The organism is Streptomyces sp. NRRL S-920 (genome assembly GCF_000717945.1).
Taxonomy (GTDB): domain Bacteria; phylum Actinomycetota; class Actinomycetes; order Streptomycetales; family Streptomycetaceae; genus Streptomyces; species Streptomyces alboniger.
The window spans coordinates 1-17,211 of sequence record NZ_JODF01000100.1 but is presented as its reverse complement, the minus strand read 5'-3'; the positions used below and the strand labels follow the sequence as shown (position 1 = coordinate 17,211).

The following is a 17,211-nucleotide window of genomic DNA, read 5'->3' as shown; positions in this document are numbered from 1 at the left end:
GACCTGTGCCTCGTCCGCGGGTGCGCGGGGGCTGAGCGCGGAGGTCCCCGCGCCCCCGAAGGGGCGCCCAGCGTGGCCCCGTAAGGGGCGCGGGGAACTGCGCGACCAGCCCCCACCGCCCCGCACCCGAAAAAACTCCCCCCCCTGGCCCGCCCCAGGGAGAGCCCGCCCCCTCCGGGGGCGACATGCGGCACACTGGACGTTTGGCCTAAGGAAAGGGCGCTCGCGTGAACGGTCCCCTCATCGTCCAGTCGGACAAGACTCTCCTGCTCGAGGTCGACCACGAGCAGGCCGACGCCTGCCGCCGCGCCATCGCCCCGTTCGCGGAGCTGGAGCGCGCGCCCGAGCACATCCACACCTACCGCGTCACCCCGCTCGGCCTGTGGAACGCCCGCGCCGCCGGGCACGACGCCGAGCAGGTCGTGGACGCCCTCGTGGAGTTCTCCCGCTATCCCGTGCCGCACGCGCTGCTCGTCGACGTGGCCGAGACGATGGCGCGCTACGGCCGCCTCACGCTCTCCAAGCACCCCACCCACGGGCTCGTGCTCACCACCACCGACCGGCCCGTGCTCGAAGAGATCCTGCGGTCCAAGAAGGTCCAGCCGCTCGTCGGCGCCCGGCTCGACCCGGACACCGTCGCCGTCCACCCCTCCGAGCGCGGCCAGATCAAGCAGACGCTCCTGAAGCTGGGCTGGCCCGCCGAGGACCTCGCCGGGTACGTCGACGGCGAGGCGCACAAGATCGACCTCGACGAGAGCGGCTGGGCGCTGCGGCCCTACCAGCAGCAGGCCGTCGAGGGGTTCTGGCACGGCGGCAGCGGTGTGGTCGTGCTGCCCTGCGGGGCGGGCAAGACCCTCGTCGGCGCCGGGGCCATGGCACAGGCCAAGGCGACCACGCTCATCCTCGTCACCAACACCGTCTCCGCCCGCCAGTGGAAGCACGAACTGGTGAAGCGGACCTCCCTGACGGAGGACGAGATCGGCGAGTACAGCGGTACGAGGAAGGAGATCCGGCCCGTCACCATCGCCACGTACCAGGTGCTCACGACCAAGCGGAAGGGCATCTACCCCCACCTTGAGCTGTTCGACTCGCGCGACTGGGGCCTCGTCATCTACGACGAGGTGCATCTGCTGCCCGCGCCGGTCTTCAAGTTCACCGCCGACCTCCAGGCCCGCCGCCGCCTCGGGCTCACCGCGACGCTCGTACGCGAGGACGGCCGCGAGTCCGACGTCTTCTCGCTCATCGGCCCCAAGCGGTTCGACGCCCCGTGGAAGGAGATCGAGGCGCAGGGCTACATCGCGCCCGCCGACTGCGTCGAGGTGCGGGTCAATCTGACGGACAGCGAGCGGCTCGCGTACGCCACCGCGGAGGCCGAGGAGAAGTACCGCTTCTGCGCCACCACCGCGACCAAGCGGAAGGTGACCGAGGCGCTGGTCAAGAAGCACGCCGGTGAGCAGACCCTGGTCATCGGGCAGTACATCGACCAGCTCGACGAACTGGGCGAGCACCTTAACGCGCCCGTCATCAAGGGCGAGACCACGAACGCGCAGCGGGAGAAGCTCTTCGACGCCTTCCGGCAGGGCGAGATCTCCGTCCTCGTCGTGTCGAAGGTCGCGAACTTCTCCATCGACCTGCCGGAGGCGACCGTCGCCATCCAGGTGTCGGGAACGTTCGGATCGCGCCAGGAGGAGGCCCAGCGGCTCGGGCGCGTGCTGCGGCCCAAGGCGGACGGGCACGAGGCCCGCTTCTACTCCGTCGTCGCGCGGGACACCATCGACCAGGACTTCGCCGCGCACCGGCAGCGGTTCCTCGCCGAGCAGGGTTACGCGTACCGGATCGTCGACGCGGACGAACTGCTCGCCGGCGGCTGAGAGCGCCCGCTTCAGAGCCCCAGCAGCATCGCCGCCGGGACCACCGCGACCGACGCGCAGGCGAACGCCGTCCGCAGCCATGCCACGGACGAGTCGCGCGGCGTGCGCCAGCCCGCCGCCAGGCAGCCGAGGCCCCCGAACACCGCGAGGATGTAGCGGGCCACCAGGTCCTGGTGTTCCGGCGTCGACGCGCCGCCGATGCTCCCGTCGAGCGCGACGATCAGCCAGCCGAGCGCGAGGAGCAGCAGTACGACGGGGGTCGCCAGGGACAGGGCCAGCACGCGGGACGGCGGCGGGACGGGGTGGGCGGCGGCGTAGGCGGCGTTACGGGCGGCCCACGCGGCGCGGGACTCCGCGGCGGTCTCGGCCTGCGCCGGTGCGGCGGCGGTCGCGGTCTCCGTGTTCGGCCGTGCTCCTTCCATGCGGCCAGTCAACCCCGGCGCGCGGGGACGGCACCTCGGTCCTCGTACTCATGGACGTACTCAACCTCATGGACGTACTCAACAACGGCGTCCCCGCCAGCAGCGGCAACAGCGCCAGGGCGAGGAGCGGATAGGGCGAGGCCAGCGGCTGCTGCCACCAGGGGAGCCCGAGGTCGAGGTCGCCCTGGTGCGGGAGCACCCAGAACGTGCGGGCCGTAAAGAGCACGGCCACGGCGACCGCGAGGCGCGCTCTGCCCTCGGCGATCAGGAAGGCCAGCAGCGGCACGCACCACACCCAGTGGTGGGACCAGCTGATGGGGCAGATCAGCAGGGTCGTGAGGGCGGCGAGGAGTACGCCTGCGGGCCCGTAGGCGGGCGCGCGGCGCATCAACCACAGGCCCGCGGCGGCGGTCAGGGCGGCGGGCAGCGCCCACGCGAGACCGGGTTGCGCGTCGTGCAGGGCGCGGGCGATCAGCCCCTGCAAGGACTGGTTGTCGACGATCCACGCCTTGCCGACGCGCCCCGTCTCGAAGACGCGGCGCGTCCAGAACTCGACGGTGGCCGAGGGCAGGACGAGCGCGCCGAACAGCACGGTCCCGGCGAACGCCGCCAGGGCGGTGACGGCCTCGCGTACGCGGCCGACGAGAAAGAGGTACGCGATGAACAGCACCGGAGTGAGCTTGACCCCGGCGGCGACCCCCACCCCGACCCCCTTGCCGACCACGCCCTTGGACCTGGTCAGGTCCCAGAGCACCAGGCAGGCGAGGACGAGATTGATCTGCCCGAAGACGACGGTCTGAAAGACGGGCTCCAGCCACAGGGCGAGGGCCGTGGCGGCGCAGAGGTGACGGGGCCGGGGACGGAGCCCGGTGAGACGGCAGGAGAGATGCAGGAGGAGGGCGACGAGAGCGGTGTTGCCGAGAAGGAAGACGACCTTGAGCGCGGGGAGGGGGAGCCAGACGGTGGGCACGAAGAGGAGCGCGGCGAACGGGGGGTAGGTGGCCGGGAGTTCCCACTCGGTGACGGTGAACCCATACAGATCCGCCCCACGGACGACGGCCTCCCCCTCGGCGCGATAGACGAGGGCGTCGGCCATGGGGACGCGCTGGAGGAGGCAGAGGACGAGGAGGGAGGTGAGGGAGGTGGTGAGGGCGGAGAGTGACAGGGTGGTGGCTGTGCGTGGGTTCACGGGGGGACGGTATCGGCGGACCTGGGGAAACGCCGTCGACATGCCGCAGGCTTGACCAGCGCCGTTGGTCTTACCTTCCCCCTGTTTCGGGCCGTTTCGGACCGCTGTTGGTCATGCGTGGGTCACGTGACCAACCTTCCCTCCCTCCAAGCGCGGTGCTGGTCCCGTGTCTCCTCTCCCTCGCCTCAGCCAAGGGCTTTATGCAATGACGCGCATAGTCGCGATCCTGCATAGACGGCGCGCCCACCCCGCTCGTACCGTCGTGAAGACCGGCCCGCAGGGGGCCCGCAGCAGGGGGTTCGTAGCCATGGCGCGTGGGGAACTGACCCGACTTACCGGCAACGGGAACGGCAACTGCAACAACGACGACTGCCCGAACGTATACAGGGCCTCTGACGGCTCCTTCGTGGTGCAGGGGGATGCTGACGCCACCTTCCGGCCACCGGCCGGGGAAGCTCTCGTCCGTATTCCTGAGAACGTGTTGAGGGAGGCCGTACGTGCTCTTGGATGGTGAGGACTGGACTGCCAAGGTTCAGGGGTTCAATCAGGAAGCGTGGCGACTGGAGACGCTGCCCTGGTACAGGGTGCCGAGCGAAGATGGGGATATCCGGGACTTCCTATCCGGGCAACGACTGGACCCTGAGAACTACTCTTCCGGCTACACAGAGGGCTTGAGGAGGATCAGGAGAGAGGGAAGGTCCAAGGGGCGCGTCCACATCGTCACGCGCCCTCTGACGGACTATCTTCGGTTTGAATTCATGTATTACGACGTACATGAAGCCGCCGGGGATGACATCCGCATTCTCGATGTGACAGACCGCCCCAACCCTCTCGGAGGGATTCAGGACTTCTGGCTTTTCGACCGGTCTGAAGTGGTCCTCATGAACTATGCGGAGGACGGCACCCAGATCAGCCGGGAACTGTACGAAGGGGATCCCGCGCCCTACGTCGAGTACCAGAGAATCGCGCTCGCGGAGTCGGTGCCGTTCAGGGAGTACGTGAACCGGTGGCCATCGAGCCTGACCAGCTAGACCAGTCGGTCCGTGAACTAGCGGCCATGCTGAAGCAGCTACGCAAACAAGCCGGGCTCTCAGGAGTCCGGCTTGCCGCACGTTGCAATATGAGTCAATCCAAGATCAGTCGCATTGAAGGCAACAAAATTCGCCCTTCACTGCTGGACGTTGAACAACTCCTACGGGGCCTTGAGGCTTCTCCCGTCCTAGCCGCTGAGGTAATGGCCCTGGCTAGGATCGCGCAGACTGAATGGCAGGATGGCAGGACTCTCCGCAGGAAGGGTCTCGACAAGAAGCAGGTACAGCTAGCCGGCCTCGAAGCTTCATCGACTACGTTTCGATACTTCCTTCTGTCAATGATCACGGGGCTCTTGGCGACACCTGAGTACGTCCGCGCCAGCCTGACTCAGGCTCCCCCAGAGCAGCAGGCCAAAGCGGTCGCCATGAAGCTGGACAGGCAACGAGTGCTGTTCGATCGGTCCAAACACTTCACTTTCATTCTGACTGAGCAGGCCGTCAGGTACCCGCTCATCCCGCCTGATGAACTAGCGATACAGATTGACCGTCTCGCTTCTTTGACTTACCAGCCGAACATTAGGCTCGGCGTAATCCCCATGGGTGTTCGCTTCACATCCGGGGCCCTGAACACTTTCACGGTCTACGACGAGACACTTGCGACCGCTGAACTTGACCTCGGAGCCATAGTATTCCGCGACAGTCGCGACGTACGCGACCTGATTGGCCGCTTCAGCAGGTACGAGGAACACGCACTCTTCGGTGAGCAAGCTAGGGAGCAACTAGCGGCGTGGGCGGCACACTGCCGTCGATGATCTTTATTCGACAACGCGCATAACGCTAGAGGTTTCCCATTGGCGGGCCGAAGATGGACCTATGCCGACCGAACTCAATAGTGACAGCCAGAAGGCACCTCAGGGTTGGCGGATGGACCCAATCCCAAGCCATGCAGCCTACCGGGATGATGATGGGAACATTCGCGTACCTGTGTGGCTGACGAAGAACGGTCGGCATGTGGCAGATACGGAAATGGTCCTGCTCCCGTCCGAGGCCGCTTTGCTGGCTGACAATCTGGCCAAGGCGATGCGCGAGAACTCCCGGTCGATGCTGCACGAGATCTTTCGGGAGAGTGCGACGGCTCTTGGTCCGGGTGTCATCTACGTGTCGAAGCAGTACCGGCTCTGAGTCTGCCCTCCAGCATTGACCTCACAGGAAGGCACACCCATGCCCGGAACTGACCTGTACAGCCTGCCTATCGGCGGAGCCGAGTTCTCCAAGGCGTGTGGCGGCAACACGCATCCGGACGGCGAGTCCTGCGCCACGCTGGCGAAGATCGGCCCCGACGCGTGGGCCTTGGGCGACAGCAAGCGGCCGGGTACGGAGCCGTTGCGTTTCACCACCGCCGAACTGGACGCGGCCGGTATCGACCCGGCCCGCTTCGGCCTGTCCGTCTGACGGCCATCCCAGGCGCCCCCGGCCTTGACTCGCCCCCGAGAGACAGGGCCGGTTGGGCGCGCCTCTTCTTCCTGCATTGAAACGGGACGACAGTTGCACCACCACGGCTACCTGTGGACCGGCCCCAAGCAACGTTTCGACGACGAGGCGCTGAGACGGCCCCCGCATCCTGATCCTCCTCCGGCCGATAAGCCGGAGCTGGTCGCGCGGTACAAGGAAGTGAAGGCGGAGTTCCCGATCGTGGACCTCCCGCCGCTGGAGACGGCGTACTGGCTGAGCAAGCCAGAGAAGCTGATCCGGGGCACCTGGGAGGAGCCGAAGGAAGCGGCAGAATGGCTCGGGGAACGGCTCGCCGAGTACGCACCCCGGTTCGCCTCCGAGTCCGAACGCGACAGTACGCGGCTGGCACTACTGGTACACTCCGCTGCCGAACGGCTCGGTTGGGGCGGGGACGTGTCCCACGGCTTCTAGCTCGAACGCCCCTCGTACCTGTCCCTGGCCCTGGTGTGCTGCTCCCCGAATCACGCCAAGCCGGAACTGGCCTGCCCAGCGAGAACGCGGCCGAAGGCCGGGGGGGGGCGGGGACTTGAACCCTGCCCCCCCCTGGCCTCGCAACGCCGGGTAAACGGGTGGGTGGGTGGGAGGACATCCGTCGCGAAGCGGCGGGCAAGGAGGGGAGCCGGCCCCGGGCCGGTAGTTGGAGGCGCCCCCGCCAGACCCGGTAACGTCGGACCCCGGGGATGACCAACGCAGCCGCCCCGGAGGGGACTTCGTGGGGATCGAGAGCGACCAGCTGGTCTACGACTATCTGAGCCGGGTCGGAGACCTGGCGCAGCAGCGGCAGTTGCCGTCGGGCGCCCGCATGCGCCTGGTCGCCGACCTGCGCAAGGAGATCGACCGGGGCAGGGCCGGCGCGGGCGCGGGCGGCGACAGCCCCGCCGCCGTCCGCCGCATCCTGGCGCGGCTGGGCACCCCGGAAGACATCGTCGACGCGGCGGGCGGCACCCCCGCCACCCCGGACGTCCCCACGGCCGTACCTCCCCAGCACGGAGAAGGAGCAGGATCAGGAGAAGGGGGAGGGGGAGGGCAAGGGGAAGACGTTGCCTCGCGGCTTCGGCGCCTCGTGCCCCGGCCCCGCCGCGCCCCCAAGGCCCCGCCGCCGCAGGGCCTGTTGGACCTGGACGGGCCCCGCCCGTCCCCGCCGCACCTCGCGGGCTCGGACGAGCTGGGGCCGAGCGGTTCCGAGCCGGACTGGTGGCGGCTGGACAGCAGCCCCTTCGGCGGCGCGGACACCGTCCCCGGGTTCGTCGGCGGCGTGGAGATCCCCGAAATACTGAAACCCCCACCAGACCCGGACAACCCCCCGCGCCTCGGCAAGGAGGCCGATGCGAAAGCCGCCGCGGAGGCCGGCGCCGACGCCGAGGAAGAGGAAGTCGAGGCGGCCGAGAGCCGCCGCCGCTGGCGGCCCCGCCTGCCCCTCCCCCGCCGCCCCGGCGAAGGCGCCGGCCTCAGCAACCCCCTGCTCCTCCTCGCCGCCGCCCTGCTCATCGCCGGTGCCGTCCTCGGCAACTGGCTGGCGCTCGGCGGTGGCTGGCTCATCGCCTACGCCTCCCGCAGGCTCTCCCGCGCCGAGGCGAAGTGGGCCGTGCTGGGGATGCCGGCGCTCGCCGTGGCCGCCGGGCTCACCTGGCTGTGGGGACGTACGGACGGCCGGTGGGGCGACCCGATCCGGGACGGGCGGATGAGCGGCGCCATCGGCGAGACGTGGCCGTGGGTGGTGCGCGGCGCGGCCGTCGCCTCCGCGCTCTTCCTGGTGTGGAGATCGCAGCGACGCCGGCCGTGAGCGGCAGCCGTGAGCGCCGGCCGTGAGCAACGGCCGTGAGCGCCGCATCCCTCGCGCCCCCCGCGTCCCTCACGCCCCACCCCCGCCCCCCCCCGCACCCCGCACGCGCGGAGCCCTACTTCTTCGTAAGATCCGCCTGCATCTCATCGAGGATCTTGTTGGCCGCGGTGTAGCCGATGCCCTGGATCCACAGCTCGTCCTCGACGGTGTGGACGTTGCCCGACTTCACGGCCTTCATGTTCTTCCACAGGCCGCTGCCGACGGTCTGCGTCTGCTTGGCCTTCTTCGGGTCGCCGTACGTGGACTGGAAGATGACGTCCGTATCGGCGAGGTCGATCTTCTCGGGCGACAGGTCGTAGGAGAAGCCGTCCTTCGCCTTCGCGGCGATCGGCGCGCGGCCGAGGCCGACGTCCTTGAGGAGCGTCGCGATGTAGGTCTGCTCGCCGTAGAGGCGGATGTCGGCGCCCTCGATGAAGCGCAGGACGTTGACCTTCGTCGCCTTGGCCTTCGCGGGGCCGCCGATGGCCTCGGTGACCTTCTTGGTGTGGGCCTCGTAGTCGGAGACGACCTTCTTCGCCTCGGCCCGCTTGCCCAACGCGTCGGCGTGCACCTGGAAGTTCTCCTTCCAGGGGAAGCCCGTCGTCTCCGTCATGACGGTCGGCGCGATCTTCTTCAGCTGGTCGTACTTGGCGGCGTGCCGGATCTTCGACGTGAGGATCAGATCGGGCTTGAGCGCGGCGATGGCCTCCATGTTCGGGGTCATCATCGCGCCGACGTCCTTGATGCCGCTGACCTTGTCCTTCGGCAGATAGCCCGGGAAGCCCGACGCGGCCTCGACGTGCGTGGCGCCGACCGGCTTGACGCCGAGGGAGATCGCGGAGTCCAGCTCGGCGGTGTCCAGGACGACGACCCGCTCGGGGGTGACGGGGACCTTCACGTCACCCATGGCCGTCTTGACGGTGCGGGTCTTGCCCGAGCCGGAGTCCTTGTCGGAGTCCGAGGAGCCGCAGGCGGACAGCGCGAGCGCGCCGCTCAGGGCCAGGGAGCCGGTGAGGAGCGCGCGGCGGCGCAGCGGGGAGCGGAAGCGGTGCGTGGGGAGGGTCATGGGGACGCCTTTCATGCGTTACACGGGGCTGCTGCTGGGGGCGGGCGCGGCCGCGGACCACGGCGCCCCGGGGACGACGAGGGGGGAGCCGGTCACGGGGTCCGCCACGACGACGCACGCCAGGCCGAAGACATCGCGTACGAGCTGTTCGGTGACGATCTTCGAGGGGGCGCCCTCGGCGACGACCTCGCCCGACTTCATGGCGACGAGGTGATCGGCGTACCGCGCGGCCTGGTTGAGGTCGTGCAGGACGACGACGACCGTGCGGCCGCGGTCGTGGTTGAGCTGGCGCACCAGGTCGAGGACCTCGACCTGGTGGGAGATGTCCAGGTACGTCGTCGGCTCGTCGAGGAGCAGCAGCTCGGTGTCCTGGGCCAGGGCCATCGCGATCCACACGCGCTGCCGCTGGCCGCCGGACAGCTCGTCGACGGCGCGTTCGGCGAGGGCGGCCACGTCGGTACGTTCCATGGCCTCCGTCACCGCCCTCTCGTCGGCGTCGGACCACTGCTGCCACCAGTGCTGGTGCGGCTGGCGGCCGCGTGCGACGAGGTCGGCGACGGTGATCGCCTCGGGGGCGACGGGCGTCTGCGGGAGCAGCCCGATCTGCTGGGCGATCTTCTTCGTGGGCAGCTTGGCGAGTGCCTCGCCGTCCAGGAGGACCGCGCCGCTCCTCGGCTTCAGGAGGCGGCCGAGCGCCCGCAGCGTCGTGGACTTGCCGCACGCGTTGGGGCCGACGATCACGGTGACCTTGCCATCGGGGATCGCCAGGTCGAGGCGGTCGACGACCGTGCGGTCCTCGTAGGCGAGGGTCAGCTCGCGGGCCGAGAGTCGGGCGGCTGTCACGAGGTGCCTCCATTGCGGACGGAACGGCTGCGGACGATCAGCCAGATCAGGTACGGGGCACCGACGGCCGCCGTCAGCACGCCCACCGGCAGCTCCGTGGGCGAGAAGAGGCGGCGGGCGAGGAGGTCGGCGAGGACCACGATCAGGGCGCCCGCCAGCGCCGAGCACAGCAGCGGGATCTGCGCGGTGCGGGTCATCCTGCGGGCGATCTGCGGGGCGAGCAGCGCCACGAAGTCGACGGGCCCCGCGGCACTGGTCGCGACGGAGGCGAGGACGACACCGAGCAGGACGAGCCCGAGGCGTACGCGGCCGAGGCGCACCCCGAGGGCGGTCGCCGTGTCGTCGTCCAGGGCGACCGAACGCTGCGCGCGGGCCGCCCAGAACACGCCCGGCAGCAGTACGAGCAGCGTCAGGGCGAGCGGGTCCGCCTCGGCCCAGCCGCGGCCGTTGAGGGAGCCCGTCATCCAGATCTGCGCCTGCTGGGCGACGAGGTAGTCGCCCTTGGTCATGAAGAGGGTGGTCACCGAACGCAGGGCGATCGCGAAGCCGATGCCGATGAGCACGAACCGGCCGGCGTGCAGCCCGCCGCGCCACGCGAAGACGTACACGAGGGCGGCGGCCGCGATGCCGCCGATCACCGACAGGTAGGGCAGCACCGCGTACGAGGTGACGCCGAAGGTCATCGCGCCGACCGTGAGCGCGCTCGCGCCGTGGCTGATGCCGATGATGTCCGGGCTGGCGAGCGGATTGCGGGCCACGGTCTGGATGAGCCCCCCGGCCACCCCGAACGCGGCGCCGACGAGGAGCCCCACGACCATGCGGGGCTCACGCAGGGTGCCCACGACCAGCTCGTCGGCGGAGGGCTGCCCGAGGACGACCTTCAGCGCCTCCACGGGCTGGACGTACGCCTCGCCGACACAGAGGAACGCCAGGCAGCTCGCGGCGAGCAGAACGCCGAGCCCGAGAGCGACGAGGGCGGCCCGCCGGTGCAGGAGGAAGGCGGCACGGCCCACGCGTACGACGGCGTATCCGACGGGACGGACCGGACGGATCCGACGCGGGGCACACGGCACGGAACTCACGCGGCGACCGCCTTCCTGCGCACCAGCGCCACGAGGAACGGCACACCGATCAGCGCGGTCATCACCCCGGCGGGCACCTCGCTGGGCGGGAACACGACACGCCCCACCACGTCGGAGACGAGCAGCATCACGGGACCGAGCATCGCCGCCATCGGCAGCACCCAGCGATGGTCGCTGCCCACGACCGCTCGGGCGATGTGCGGGACGGCCAGGCCGATGAAGGCGATCGGTCCCGCCGCGGCGACCCCGACGCCGGTGAGGACCGTCGCCCCGAGCCCGCCCACGATCCGTACCGTCGCCACGTTCTGTCCGAGTCCCTTCGCCACGTCCTCGCCGAGCGCCAGCGCGTCCAGGCCCCGCGCGACCGCGAGGACGAGCACGAGGCCCACGAGCAGGAACGGCCAGATCTGGCCGACGATCTCGGAGTCGCGCCCGGAGAGCGAGCCGACCTGCCAGAACCGGAACTCGTCGAGCGCGGAGGCCTTGGTGGTGAGGATCGCCGTGGTCACCGAGACCAGCAGGGCGTTGATGGCGGCGCCGCCCAGCGCGAGCTTCACCGGGGTCGCCCCGCCGCGCCCGCTCGCCGCGATCGCGTACACGGCGACCGACGCGAGACCGGCGCCCACGAAGGCGTACCAGACGTATCCGGTCAGCGTGTGCACCCCGGCGAAGGCGATCGCGGTGACCACGCCCACCGAGGCGCCCTGGCTGATGCCGAGGATGCCCGGGTCGGCGATGGGGTTGCGGGCGATGCCCTGCAACACCGTCCCTGCCAGCGCGAGCGCCGCGCCGACCATCAGACCGATGGCGGTGCGCGGCACCCGCATCTCGCGGACGACCTCCGCGGAGTCGCTGTGCCCGCCGTGCAGCAGCGCGTCGAGGACCGCGGTGGGGGCGATCGCGCGGGCGCCGACGGCGAGGCTGAGCAGGACCGCGAGCAGCAGGGCCACGACGGCCGCCGTCATCACGGCAGCGCGTCGGACGGGCACACGCATCGGCTGGACTCGTTTCGGAGTGCGGGGAGCTGAACGTTGGTAAGGCTTGGCTAAGCGCGCACAGTCTAAGGGTGGGGGCCGTGCCCGCCTCGGCAGAATGGGCGCATGACCTCACGCGCGCTGACCGTCGGCTTCGACCTCGACATGACGCTGATCGACTCCCGCCCCGGCATCAGAGCCGCCTACCAGGCGCTTTCCGCGGAGACGGGGACGTACATAGACGCCGACCTGGCCGTCACGCGCCTCGGGCCGCCGCTGGAGCAGGAGCTGCGGAACTGGTTCCCCGAGGAGAGGATCCAGGCGATGGGCGACCGCTACCGTGAGATCTATCCCACATACGCCATCGCGCCGACGCTCGCGATGCCCGGCGCCCGCGAGGCGGTGGCCGCGGTCCGGGCGCGCGGCGGCCGCGCGATCGTGGTGACCGCCAAGCACGAGCCGAACGCGAAGCTGCACCTGGCCCACCTCGGCATCGAGGCCGACGCGGTCATCGGCTGGCTCTGGGCGGAGGCGAAGGCGCAGGCCCTGCGCGAGCACGAGGCGTCCGTGTACGTCGGTGACCACACCGGCGATGTACGCGGCGCGCGTACGGCGGGCGCGCTGTCCGTCGCGGTGGCGACCGGGCCGTGTGACGCAGCGGAACTGCGCGCGGCGGGCGCGGACGTGGTCCTCGGCGGGCTGACGGAGTTCGCGGACTGGCTCGACGCGTACGCCGCCGCGGGGCCTGTCTAGCGGGGCCCTCCGGCCGACCGGAGCAAGGACGCTAGCCGGCCGCCGACCTCGCCTGCCGCCGCTGCACGGCGATGCCGCGCAGCACGCCCGCGGCCGCGATGAGGAAGCCGACGCCCATCAGCATGCACACCGCGTAGGCGAGCGGCGGGAAGGGGTCGGTGCCCAGGAACAGCGGGGCGACCGTGACCATGGTGGCCACGGCGCCGACGAAGAAGACGATTGCTCCGATCCGGACCATCCCGTCGCCGGGCCCGGCCGAATTCGCTTGGGTTTTGTCACGCACCCCACCAGGGTAGTTCCCAGCGCGAAGGAGGAACCCGAAGGAAGAGATCGGGGACGTCTTGTCACCGGCTCCCGGACCAATAGTCTTGGTCCCGGCGGGTCGGAAGACCCGCTGTAGTGCTATCCAGAGCCGTTTTCGCCCGGTCGTTCCCGGCTGGGCGGACCGGCATAGACGAGTACGACGAGGACGAGGACTTCACGTGCCTACCGGCAAGGTCAAGTGGTTCAACAGTGAGAAGGGCTTCGGCTTTCTCTCCCGCGACGACGGCGGCGACGTCTTCGTGCACTCCTCCGTACTGCCCGCCGGCGTCGACACACTCAAGCCCGGCCAGCGCGTGGAATTCGGCGTGGTCGCGGGGCAGCGCGGAGACCAGGCCCTTTCCGTCACCCTTCTCGACCCGACCCCGTCGGTGGCGGCCGCGCAGCGCCGCAAGCCGGACGAACTCGCCTCGATCGTCCAGGACTTGACGACCCTGTTGGAGAACATCACGCCGATGCTGGAGAAGGGCCGCTACCCCGACAAGGCGTCGGGCGCGAAAATCGCGGGCCTGCTGAGAGCGGTCGCGGACCAGCTGGACGTATAGCCGCACCACCCGGGTACCGCGCCATCCGCGTACCGCACGACCCGAGTACCGGGCGGGCCTGTCCGGCCCGCCCGGCGTTCACGGGAACGCCAGCGCGCCCGGCCGCAGCGCGGGCACGAGCCCCTCGGCCGCGGCCCGCGTGAGCAGCCCCCGCACGGCCGCGTAGCCGTCCTCGCCCAGGTCCGCGGTGAACTCATTGACGTACAGCCCGATGTGCTGGTCGGCGACGGCCGGGTCCATCTCCTGGGCGTGTTCGAGTACGTAGGGGCGGGATGGCTCGGGGTCGTCCCAGGCCATACGGACCGAGGTACGTGCCGCCGCGGCCAGCTGTTCGAGAACCGCCGGGCCTAGGCTCCGCTTGGCGATGATCGCGCCCAGCGGGATCGGCAGGCCCGTCGTGGCCTCCCAGTGCTCGCCCATGTCGGCGAGGCGGTGCAGACCGTAGTTCTGGTAGGTGAAGCGCGCCTCGTGGATGACCAGACCCGCGTCGACCTTCCCGTCGCGCACCGCGGGCATGATCTGGTCGAACGGCAGCACGACGATCTCACCGACGCCGTCGCCGCCGAGCGTGTCCGCGGCCCAGAGCCGGAAGAGCAGATACGCCGTCGACTTCTCGCTCGGCACGGCCACCGTCCGGCCGGCCAGGTCCACCCCCGGCTCACGGGACAGGACGAGGGGCCCGCAGCCCCGGCCGAGCGCACCGCCGCAGGGCAGCAGGGCGTACTCGTCGAGGACGTACGGCAACACGGCGTACGACACCTTCAGCACGTCGAGATCGAGGTCGGAGGCGGCCGGGGCGGCGGACGCGGCGCGCTCGGCGATGCCGTTCGTGATGTCGATGTCCGCGAACGTCACGTCCAGCGCGGGGGCGCCGGGCACCCGGCCGTGCGCCCACGCGTCGAAGACGAAGGTGTCGTTGGGGCAGGGCGAGTACGCGATGCGCAGCGGTGACTCAGTCGTTCCTGTCATGCGGGTTCCAACCCTTCAGTACCGGCGTGGACTTCCCGAACGCGTCGCTCAGCGCGGCCAGCGCCTCGCCGATCCGCCAGGCGGCGCGGTCGCGCGGTCCGACGGGATTGGAGACCGCGCGGATCTCCAGGACGGGCAGGCCGTGCAGGGCCGCCGCCTCGGCGACCCCGAAACCCTCCATCGCCTCGGCCAGGGCACGCGGATGGCGCAGCCGCAGCCCGGCGGCACGCTCGGCGGTGCCGGTGACGGTGGAGACGGTCAGGACGGTGCCGGTCGCGGCACCGCAGGCACCGGCGACATCTCGTACGAGGGAACGCGGCGGGCGGTGGGTGACGGCTCCGAAGCCCAGCTCGGTGACGGGCGCGAAGCCGTCCGGGGTCTCGGCGCCCAGGTCGGCGACGGTGATCTCGTCGGCGACGACGAGGGAGCCCACGGGGGCGGCGGGCTGGAAGCCGCCACCGATGCCCGCCGAGACGACCAGGTCGTAGGGCCTGCCGGCGGCGGCGGCGCGGGCGAGCGCGGTCGCCGTGCCGGCCGCGGCGGCCGCGGGCCCCACGCCGACGGCGAGCGCGTCGACGGCGAGCGCGTCGAGGGGGCCCGCCGAGGGCAGCGCGCGGGCCACCGCGTCCCGTTCGGCCGGGACGGCGGTGGCGACGAGGACGCGCGGGTGAGGCACCGGGGAGAAGGTCAGGAGTCCTTCTCGAACTTGAACGACCACAGGCCCGTAGCCTTCTGCGTGCCGCCCTTGCCGCCTTCCAGGAGGCTGACGGTCGACTTGTTGCCGCCACCGCCGTACTGCTGGTTGAAGAAGACGCTGCCGGGGATGACGACGTACGTCTTCTTGCTGGCCTCGGTCAGCGGCTGACCGTTCATCAGCAGCGTCCAGCCCTTCTCGGCGACCTCGGGGTCGACACCGAAGCGGACCTTCTCATCGGGGTCGATCTTGACGGTCTTCACGTCCTTGTCCCGGAGACAGGACTTGAGCTGCGACTGCTTCAGCTCCTTGCCGTCGTTGTAGCAGGAGGCCTCGGTGTTCACCGAGTCGCTGCCGACCGTCACGGTGGCCAGCGGCGTCGGCTTGTCACAGGCCGAGAGGACGAGGAGTCCGGCGGAGACGGCGCCAAGGGCGGCCACGGTGCGGCGGCGGCGCGCCGCGCTGTTCACATTCGCGGCTCCGCCGCGGAGCAGGGAGGTCATGGGCGAAGGCTATCGGGCGCGCTGTGGGGACCTGTTACGCGGGGGTCGCGGGCGTGCCGTGTCCGTCGGACCGGGGTGGATACGCCGGGGTGTGGCGCACGGGGCGGTCACACCACCCGGGCGCGGCGGGCGCCGCCGCCGCGGGCCGTCCTGAGCAGCCCCCGTACGGTCGAGAGCCAGCCGAGGGCGAGGATCCCCGCGGCCACCGACAGGCCGAGCGAGCCGTTCAGCGGCAGGGCGATGCCGATGGCGCCGCCGACCACCCAGGCGACCTGGAGCAGCGTTTCGGAGCGGGCGAAGGCGGAGGTGCGGACCTGCTCGGGGACGTCCCGCTGGATCAGCGCGTCCAGGGACAGCTTGGAGAGGGCCTGCGCGAAGCCCGCGCACGCGCCGAGGCAGGCCACGCCCACCGGCCCGAAGAACAGTGCGGACGCCATCGCCACGCCCAGCACCACCGCGACGACCGTCACGATGATCAACTCCGGGGCCCGTGACTTCAGCCAGGCGCCCACGGCCGTGCCGAGAGCGTTGCCCGTGCCCGCCGCGACGCCCACTATCCCGAGCGAGACGGCCGCGCTCTGCCCGCCGAGGGGATGCTCGCGCAGCAGGAACGCCAGGAAGAAGATGAGGAAGCCGGAGAGGCAGCGCAGCGTGGCGTTGGCGGCCAGGGCGTGGGTGACGGCGGGGCCGACCGTCCGCAGTCCGAGGCGCCGCTTGCGGGTGGTGTCGGCGGCGGCCTCGGTGCGCGCGTGCAGATGCAGGTGCTCCTCGTCGGCGGCGAGCAGCGCCTTGCTCTCCCCCTTCGCGGAGTCGACCTTGCGGGGCAGCGAGAACGACAGGAACATCCCCGATACGAAGATCACGAACGCCCCGTACAGCGGCCAGCGCGGGCCGATCGCCTGGAGCCCGGCGCCCGCGGGCGCCGCCACCGCCGTCGCGAGGAGGCCCCCGAGCGTCACCCGGGAGTTCGCCTTGACCAGCGAGAACCGGGGTGGCAGAAGGCGCGGCACCACGGCACTGCGCACCACGCCGTACGCCTTCGACGCGACGAGCACGCCGAGCGCCGCCGGATACATCTCCACACTGCCGGTGGCGACGGCGCCCGAGAGGACCAGCGCGAGCAGGGCACGGGCCAGCATCGAACCGGCCATCGCGGCGCGGCGGCCGTGCGGGAGCCGGTCGAGGAGCGGACCGATGACGGGGGCGAGGAGTGTGAAGGGGGCCATCGTGATGGCGAGGTAGAGCGCGACGCGGCCGCGGGCCTCGTCCGTCGGCACGGAGAAGAAGACGGTGGAGGCGAGGGCGACGGTGACCATGACGTCGCCCGCGCCGTTCACCGCGTGCAGCTCGATCAGCTTGCCGAGGCCGGACTCGCCCGCGCCGTGGGCGTGGGTCGCCTTGCGGATACCGCGGGCCGTCCCGGTGAACGGCAGGTGCAGGGCACGCCCCAGGGCACGCGCGGCCCGCCTCGCCGGGCCCGGCGAGACGGTTCCTACGGATGTCGACCTTGTGGGGGCCACGTCGTTCATAGTGCCCTGTTGGGGCGACTCCTAGCGCGGAGACTGGCTGTGAGCCTCGGGGGGTGTCGGGTGGGGGCCCGCTTGGCTGCGGGGG

The 17,211-nt window shown here is 70.7% G+C and carries 20 protein-coding genes and 1 pseudogene; 10 read left to right on the top strand and 11 right to left on the bottom strand.

The genetic code is table 11. The features are described from left to right. Positions 1-227 precede the first annotated feature (227 nt). Complete coding sequence (locus IG54_RS0136145; protein WP_030795039.1) at positions 228-1,871, top strand: DNA repair helicase XPB; 1,644 nt, start codon at positions 228-230, stop codon at positions 1,869-1,871. A gap of 11 nt (positions 1,872-1,882) precedes the next feature. Here the strand turns inward: IG54_RS0136145 and IG54_RS0136140 are convergent, their stop codons facing one another. Together IG54_RS0136140 and IG54_RS0136135 are read right to left on the bottom strand one after the other, a co-directional pair. Beyond that, positions 1,883-2,293, bottom strand: coding sequence for a hypothetical protein (locus IG54_RS0136140; protein ID WP_030795036.1), 411 nt, complete (start codon positions 2,291-2,293; stop codon positions 1,883-1,885). Further along, positions 2,196-3,482 (bottom strand): glycosyltransferase 87 family protein, encoded by a 1,287-nt coding sequence (locus IG54_RS0136135; protein ID WP_420712314.1) that lies wholly within the window; start codon positions 3,480-3,482, stop codon positions 2,196-2,198. Before IG54_RS0136135 ends, IG54_RS0136140 begins: the two co-directional genes overlap by 98 nt. Before the next feature lie 307 nt (positions 3,483-3,789). On the opposite strand from IG54_RS0136135, the gene IG54_RS43350 reads away from it, so the two are divergent. From IG54_RS43350 to IG54_RS0136105, 7 genes and pseudogenes are all read left to right on the top strand, one after another. Then, complete coding sequence (locus tag IG54_RS43350) at positions 3,790-3,996, top strand: hypothetical protein (protein ID WP_078594944.1); 207 nt, start codon at positions 3,790-3,792, stop codon at positions 3,994-3,996. Beyond that, positions 3,980-4,513 carry a DUF6879 family protein gene (locus IG54_RS0136130; protein ID WP_030795031.1) on the top strand — a complete coding sequence of 178 codons (534 nt, stop codon included), beginning with the start codon at positions 3,980-3,982 and terminating at the stop codon, positions 4,511-4,513. Before IG54_RS43350 ends, IG54_RS0136130 begins: the two co-directional genes overlap by 17 nt. Next, on the top strand, positions 4,489-5,325 hold the full coding sequence (locus IG54_RS0136125) for a helix-turn-helix domain-containing protein (protein WP_030795028.1): 837 nt from the start codon (positions 4,489-4,491) through the stop codon (positions 5,323-5,325). Before IG54_RS0136130 ends, IG54_RS0136125 begins: the two co-directional genes overlap by 25 nt. Before the next feature lie 61 nt (positions 5,326-5,386). Next, a complete protein-coding gene (locus IG54_RS42370; protein ID WP_158708997.1) occupies positions 5,387-5,695 on the top strand; it encodes a hypothetical protein in 309 nt (102 codons plus the stop codon). A gap of 39 nt (positions 5,696-5,734) precedes the next feature. After that, positions 5,735-5,965, top strand: a complete 231-nt coding sequence (locus tag IG54_RS0136115) for a hypothetical protein (RefSeq protein ID WP_030795025.1) — start codon at positions 5,735-5,737, stop codon at positions 5,963-5,965. A gap of 93 nt (positions 5,966-6,058) precedes the next feature. Continuing rightward, positions 6,059-6,514, top strand: a pseudogene (locus IG54_RS38750) (hypothetical protein); the annotation flags it as partial. A 223-nt stretch (positions 6,515-6,737) separates the two neighbouring features. After that, complete coding sequence (locus IG54_RS0136105; protein WP_030795022.1) at positions 6,738-7,808, top strand: hypothetical protein; 1,071 nt, start codon at positions 6,738-6,740, stop codon at positions 7,806-7,808. Positions 7,809-7,923: 115 nt separating this feature from the next. On the opposite strand, the gene IG54_RS0136100 is transcribed toward IG54_RS0136105, so the two are convergent. Genes IG54_RS0136100 through IG54_RS0136085 form a run of 4 tightly spaced genes read right to left on the bottom strand, consistent with a single transcriptional unit; the run spans position 7,924 to position 11,833 of the window. Next, positions 7,924-8,913 (bottom strand): ABC transporter substrate-binding protein, encoded by a 990-nt coding sequence (locus IG54_RS0136100; RefSeq protein ID WP_030795019.1) that lies wholly within the window; start codon positions 8,911-8,913, stop codon positions 7,924-7,926. Positions 8,914-8,931: 18 nt separating this feature from the next. Next, positions 8,932-9,756 carry an ABC transporter ATP-binding protein gene (locus IG54_RS0136095; RefSeq protein WP_030795016.1) on the bottom strand — a complete coding sequence of 275 codons (825 nt, stop codon included), beginning with the start codon at positions 9,754-9,756 and terminating at the stop codon, positions 8,932-8,934. Further along, positions 9,753-10,838 (bottom strand): FecCD family ABC transporter permease, encoded by a 1,086-nt coding sequence (locus tag IG54_RS0136090; RefSeq protein WP_030795013.1) that lies wholly within the window; start codon positions 10,836-10,838, stop codon positions 9,753-9,755. The genes IG54_RS0136095 and IG54_RS0136090 overlap by 4 nt, the downstream gene beginning before the upstream one ends. Beyond that, positions 10,835-11,833, bottom strand: coding sequence for a FecCD family ABC transporter permease (locus IG54_RS0136085; RefSeq protein ID WP_030795010.1), 999 nt, complete (start codon positions 11,831-11,833; stop codon positions 10,835-10,837). Before IG54_RS0136085 ends, IG54_RS0136090 begins: the two co-directional genes overlap by 4 nt. A gap of 105 nt (positions 11,834-11,938) precedes the next feature. Here IG54_RS0136085 and IG54_RS0136080 point away from each other — a divergent pair, with 105 nt between their 5' ends. Continuing rightward, positions 11,939-12,565 (top strand): HAD family hydrolase, encoded by a 627-nt coding sequence (locus IG54_RS0136080; protein WP_030795007.1) that lies wholly within the window; start codon positions 11,939-11,941, stop codon positions 12,563-12,565. A gap of 31 nt (positions 12,566-12,596) precedes the next feature. Here IG54_RS0136080 and IG54_RS0136075 read toward each other — a convergent pair whose 3' ends face one another. Continuing rightward, positions 12,597-12,848 (bottom strand): hypothetical protein, encoded by a 252-nt coding sequence (locus IG54_RS0136075; RefSeq protein WP_030795004.1) that lies wholly within the window; start codon positions 12,846-12,848, stop codon positions 12,597-12,599. A gap of 199 nt (positions 12,849-13,047) precedes the next feature. Here IG54_RS0136075 and IG54_RS43680 point away from each other — a divergent pair, with 199 nt between their 5' ends. Continuing rightward, entirely contained in the window at positions 13,048-13,431 is a 384-nt protein-coding gene (locus IG54_RS43680; protein ID WP_016642928.1) for a cold-shock protein, read from the top strand. 78 nt (positions 13,432-13,509) lie between these two features. On the opposite strand, the gene IG54_RS0136065 is transcribed toward IG54_RS43680, so the two are convergent. The 4 genes from IG54_RS0136065 to IG54_RS0136050 form a co-directional block, all read right to left on the bottom strand. Further along, on the bottom strand, positions 13,510-14,400 hold the full coding sequence (locus tag IG54_RS0136065; protein WP_030795001.1) for a 1,4-dihydroxy-6-naphthoate synthase: 891 nt from the start codon (positions 14,398-14,400) through the stop codon (positions 13,510-13,512). Further along, on the bottom strand, positions 14,384-15,118 hold the full coding sequence (locus IG54_RS0136060; RefSeq protein ID WP_078594939.1) for a futalosine hydrolase: 735 nt from the start codon (positions 15,116-15,118) through the stop codon (positions 14,384-14,386). The genes IG54_RS0136065 and IG54_RS0136060 overlap by 17 nt, the downstream gene beginning before the upstream one ends. Further along, a complete protein-coding gene (locus IG54_RS0136055) occupies positions 15,088-15,597 on the bottom strand; it encodes a hypothetical protein (protein WP_030794993.1) in 510 nt (169 codons plus the stop codon). The genes IG54_RS0136060 and IG54_RS0136055 overlap by 31 nt, the downstream gene beginning before the upstream one ends. A 107-nt stretch (positions 15,598-15,704) precedes the next feature. Next, entirely contained in the window at positions 15,705-17,126 is a 1,422-nt protein-coding gene (locus tag IG54_RS0136050) for an MFS transporter (protein ID WP_078594937.1), read from the bottom strand. Positions 17,127-17,211: the final 85 nt, after the last annotated feature.

Bases quoted from the DNA above. Each gene is read 5' to 3' on its own strand.
- IG54_RS42370 (WP_158708997.1), top strand. From the start codon at position 5,387: ATGCCGACCGAACTCAATAGTGACAGCCAGAAGGCACCTCAGGGTTGG.
- IG54_RS0136140 (WP_030795036.1), bottom strand. From the start codon at position 2,293: ATGGAAGGAGCACGGCCGAACACGGAGACCGCGACCGCCGCCGCACCG.
- IG54_RS0136115 (WP_030795025.1), top strand. From the start codon at position 5,735: ATGCCCGGAACTGACCTGTACAGCCTGCCTATCGGCGGAGCCGAGTTC.
- IG54_RS0136085 (WP_030795010.1), bottom strand. From the start codon at position 11,833: ATGCGTGTGCCCGTCCGACGCGCTGCCGTGATGACGGCGGCCGTCGTG.
- IG54_RS0136055 (WP_030794993.1), bottom strand. From the start codon at position 15,597: ATGACCTCCCTGCTCCGCGGCGGAGCCGCGAATGTGAACAGCGCGGCG.
- IG54_RS0136080 (WP_030795007.1), top strand. From the start codon at position 11,939: ATGACCTCACGCGCGCTGACCGTCGGCTTCGACCTCGACATGACGCTG.
- IG54_RS0136100 (WP_030795019.1), bottom strand. From the start codon at position 8,913: ATGACCCTCCCCACGCACCGCTTCCGCTCCCCGCTGCGCCGCCGCGCG.
- IG54_RS43350 (WP_078594944.1), top strand. From the start codon at position 3,790: ATGGCGCGTGGGGAACTGACCCGACTTACCGGCAACGGGAACGGCAAC.
- IG54_RS0136050 (WP_078594937.1), bottom strand. From the start codon at position 17,126: ATGAACGACGTGGCCCCCACAAGGTCGACATCCGTAGGAACCGTCTCG.
- IG54_RS0136065 (WP_030795001.1), bottom strand. From the start codon at position 14,400: ATGACAGGAACGACTGAGTCACCGCTGCGCATCGCGTACTCGCCCTGC.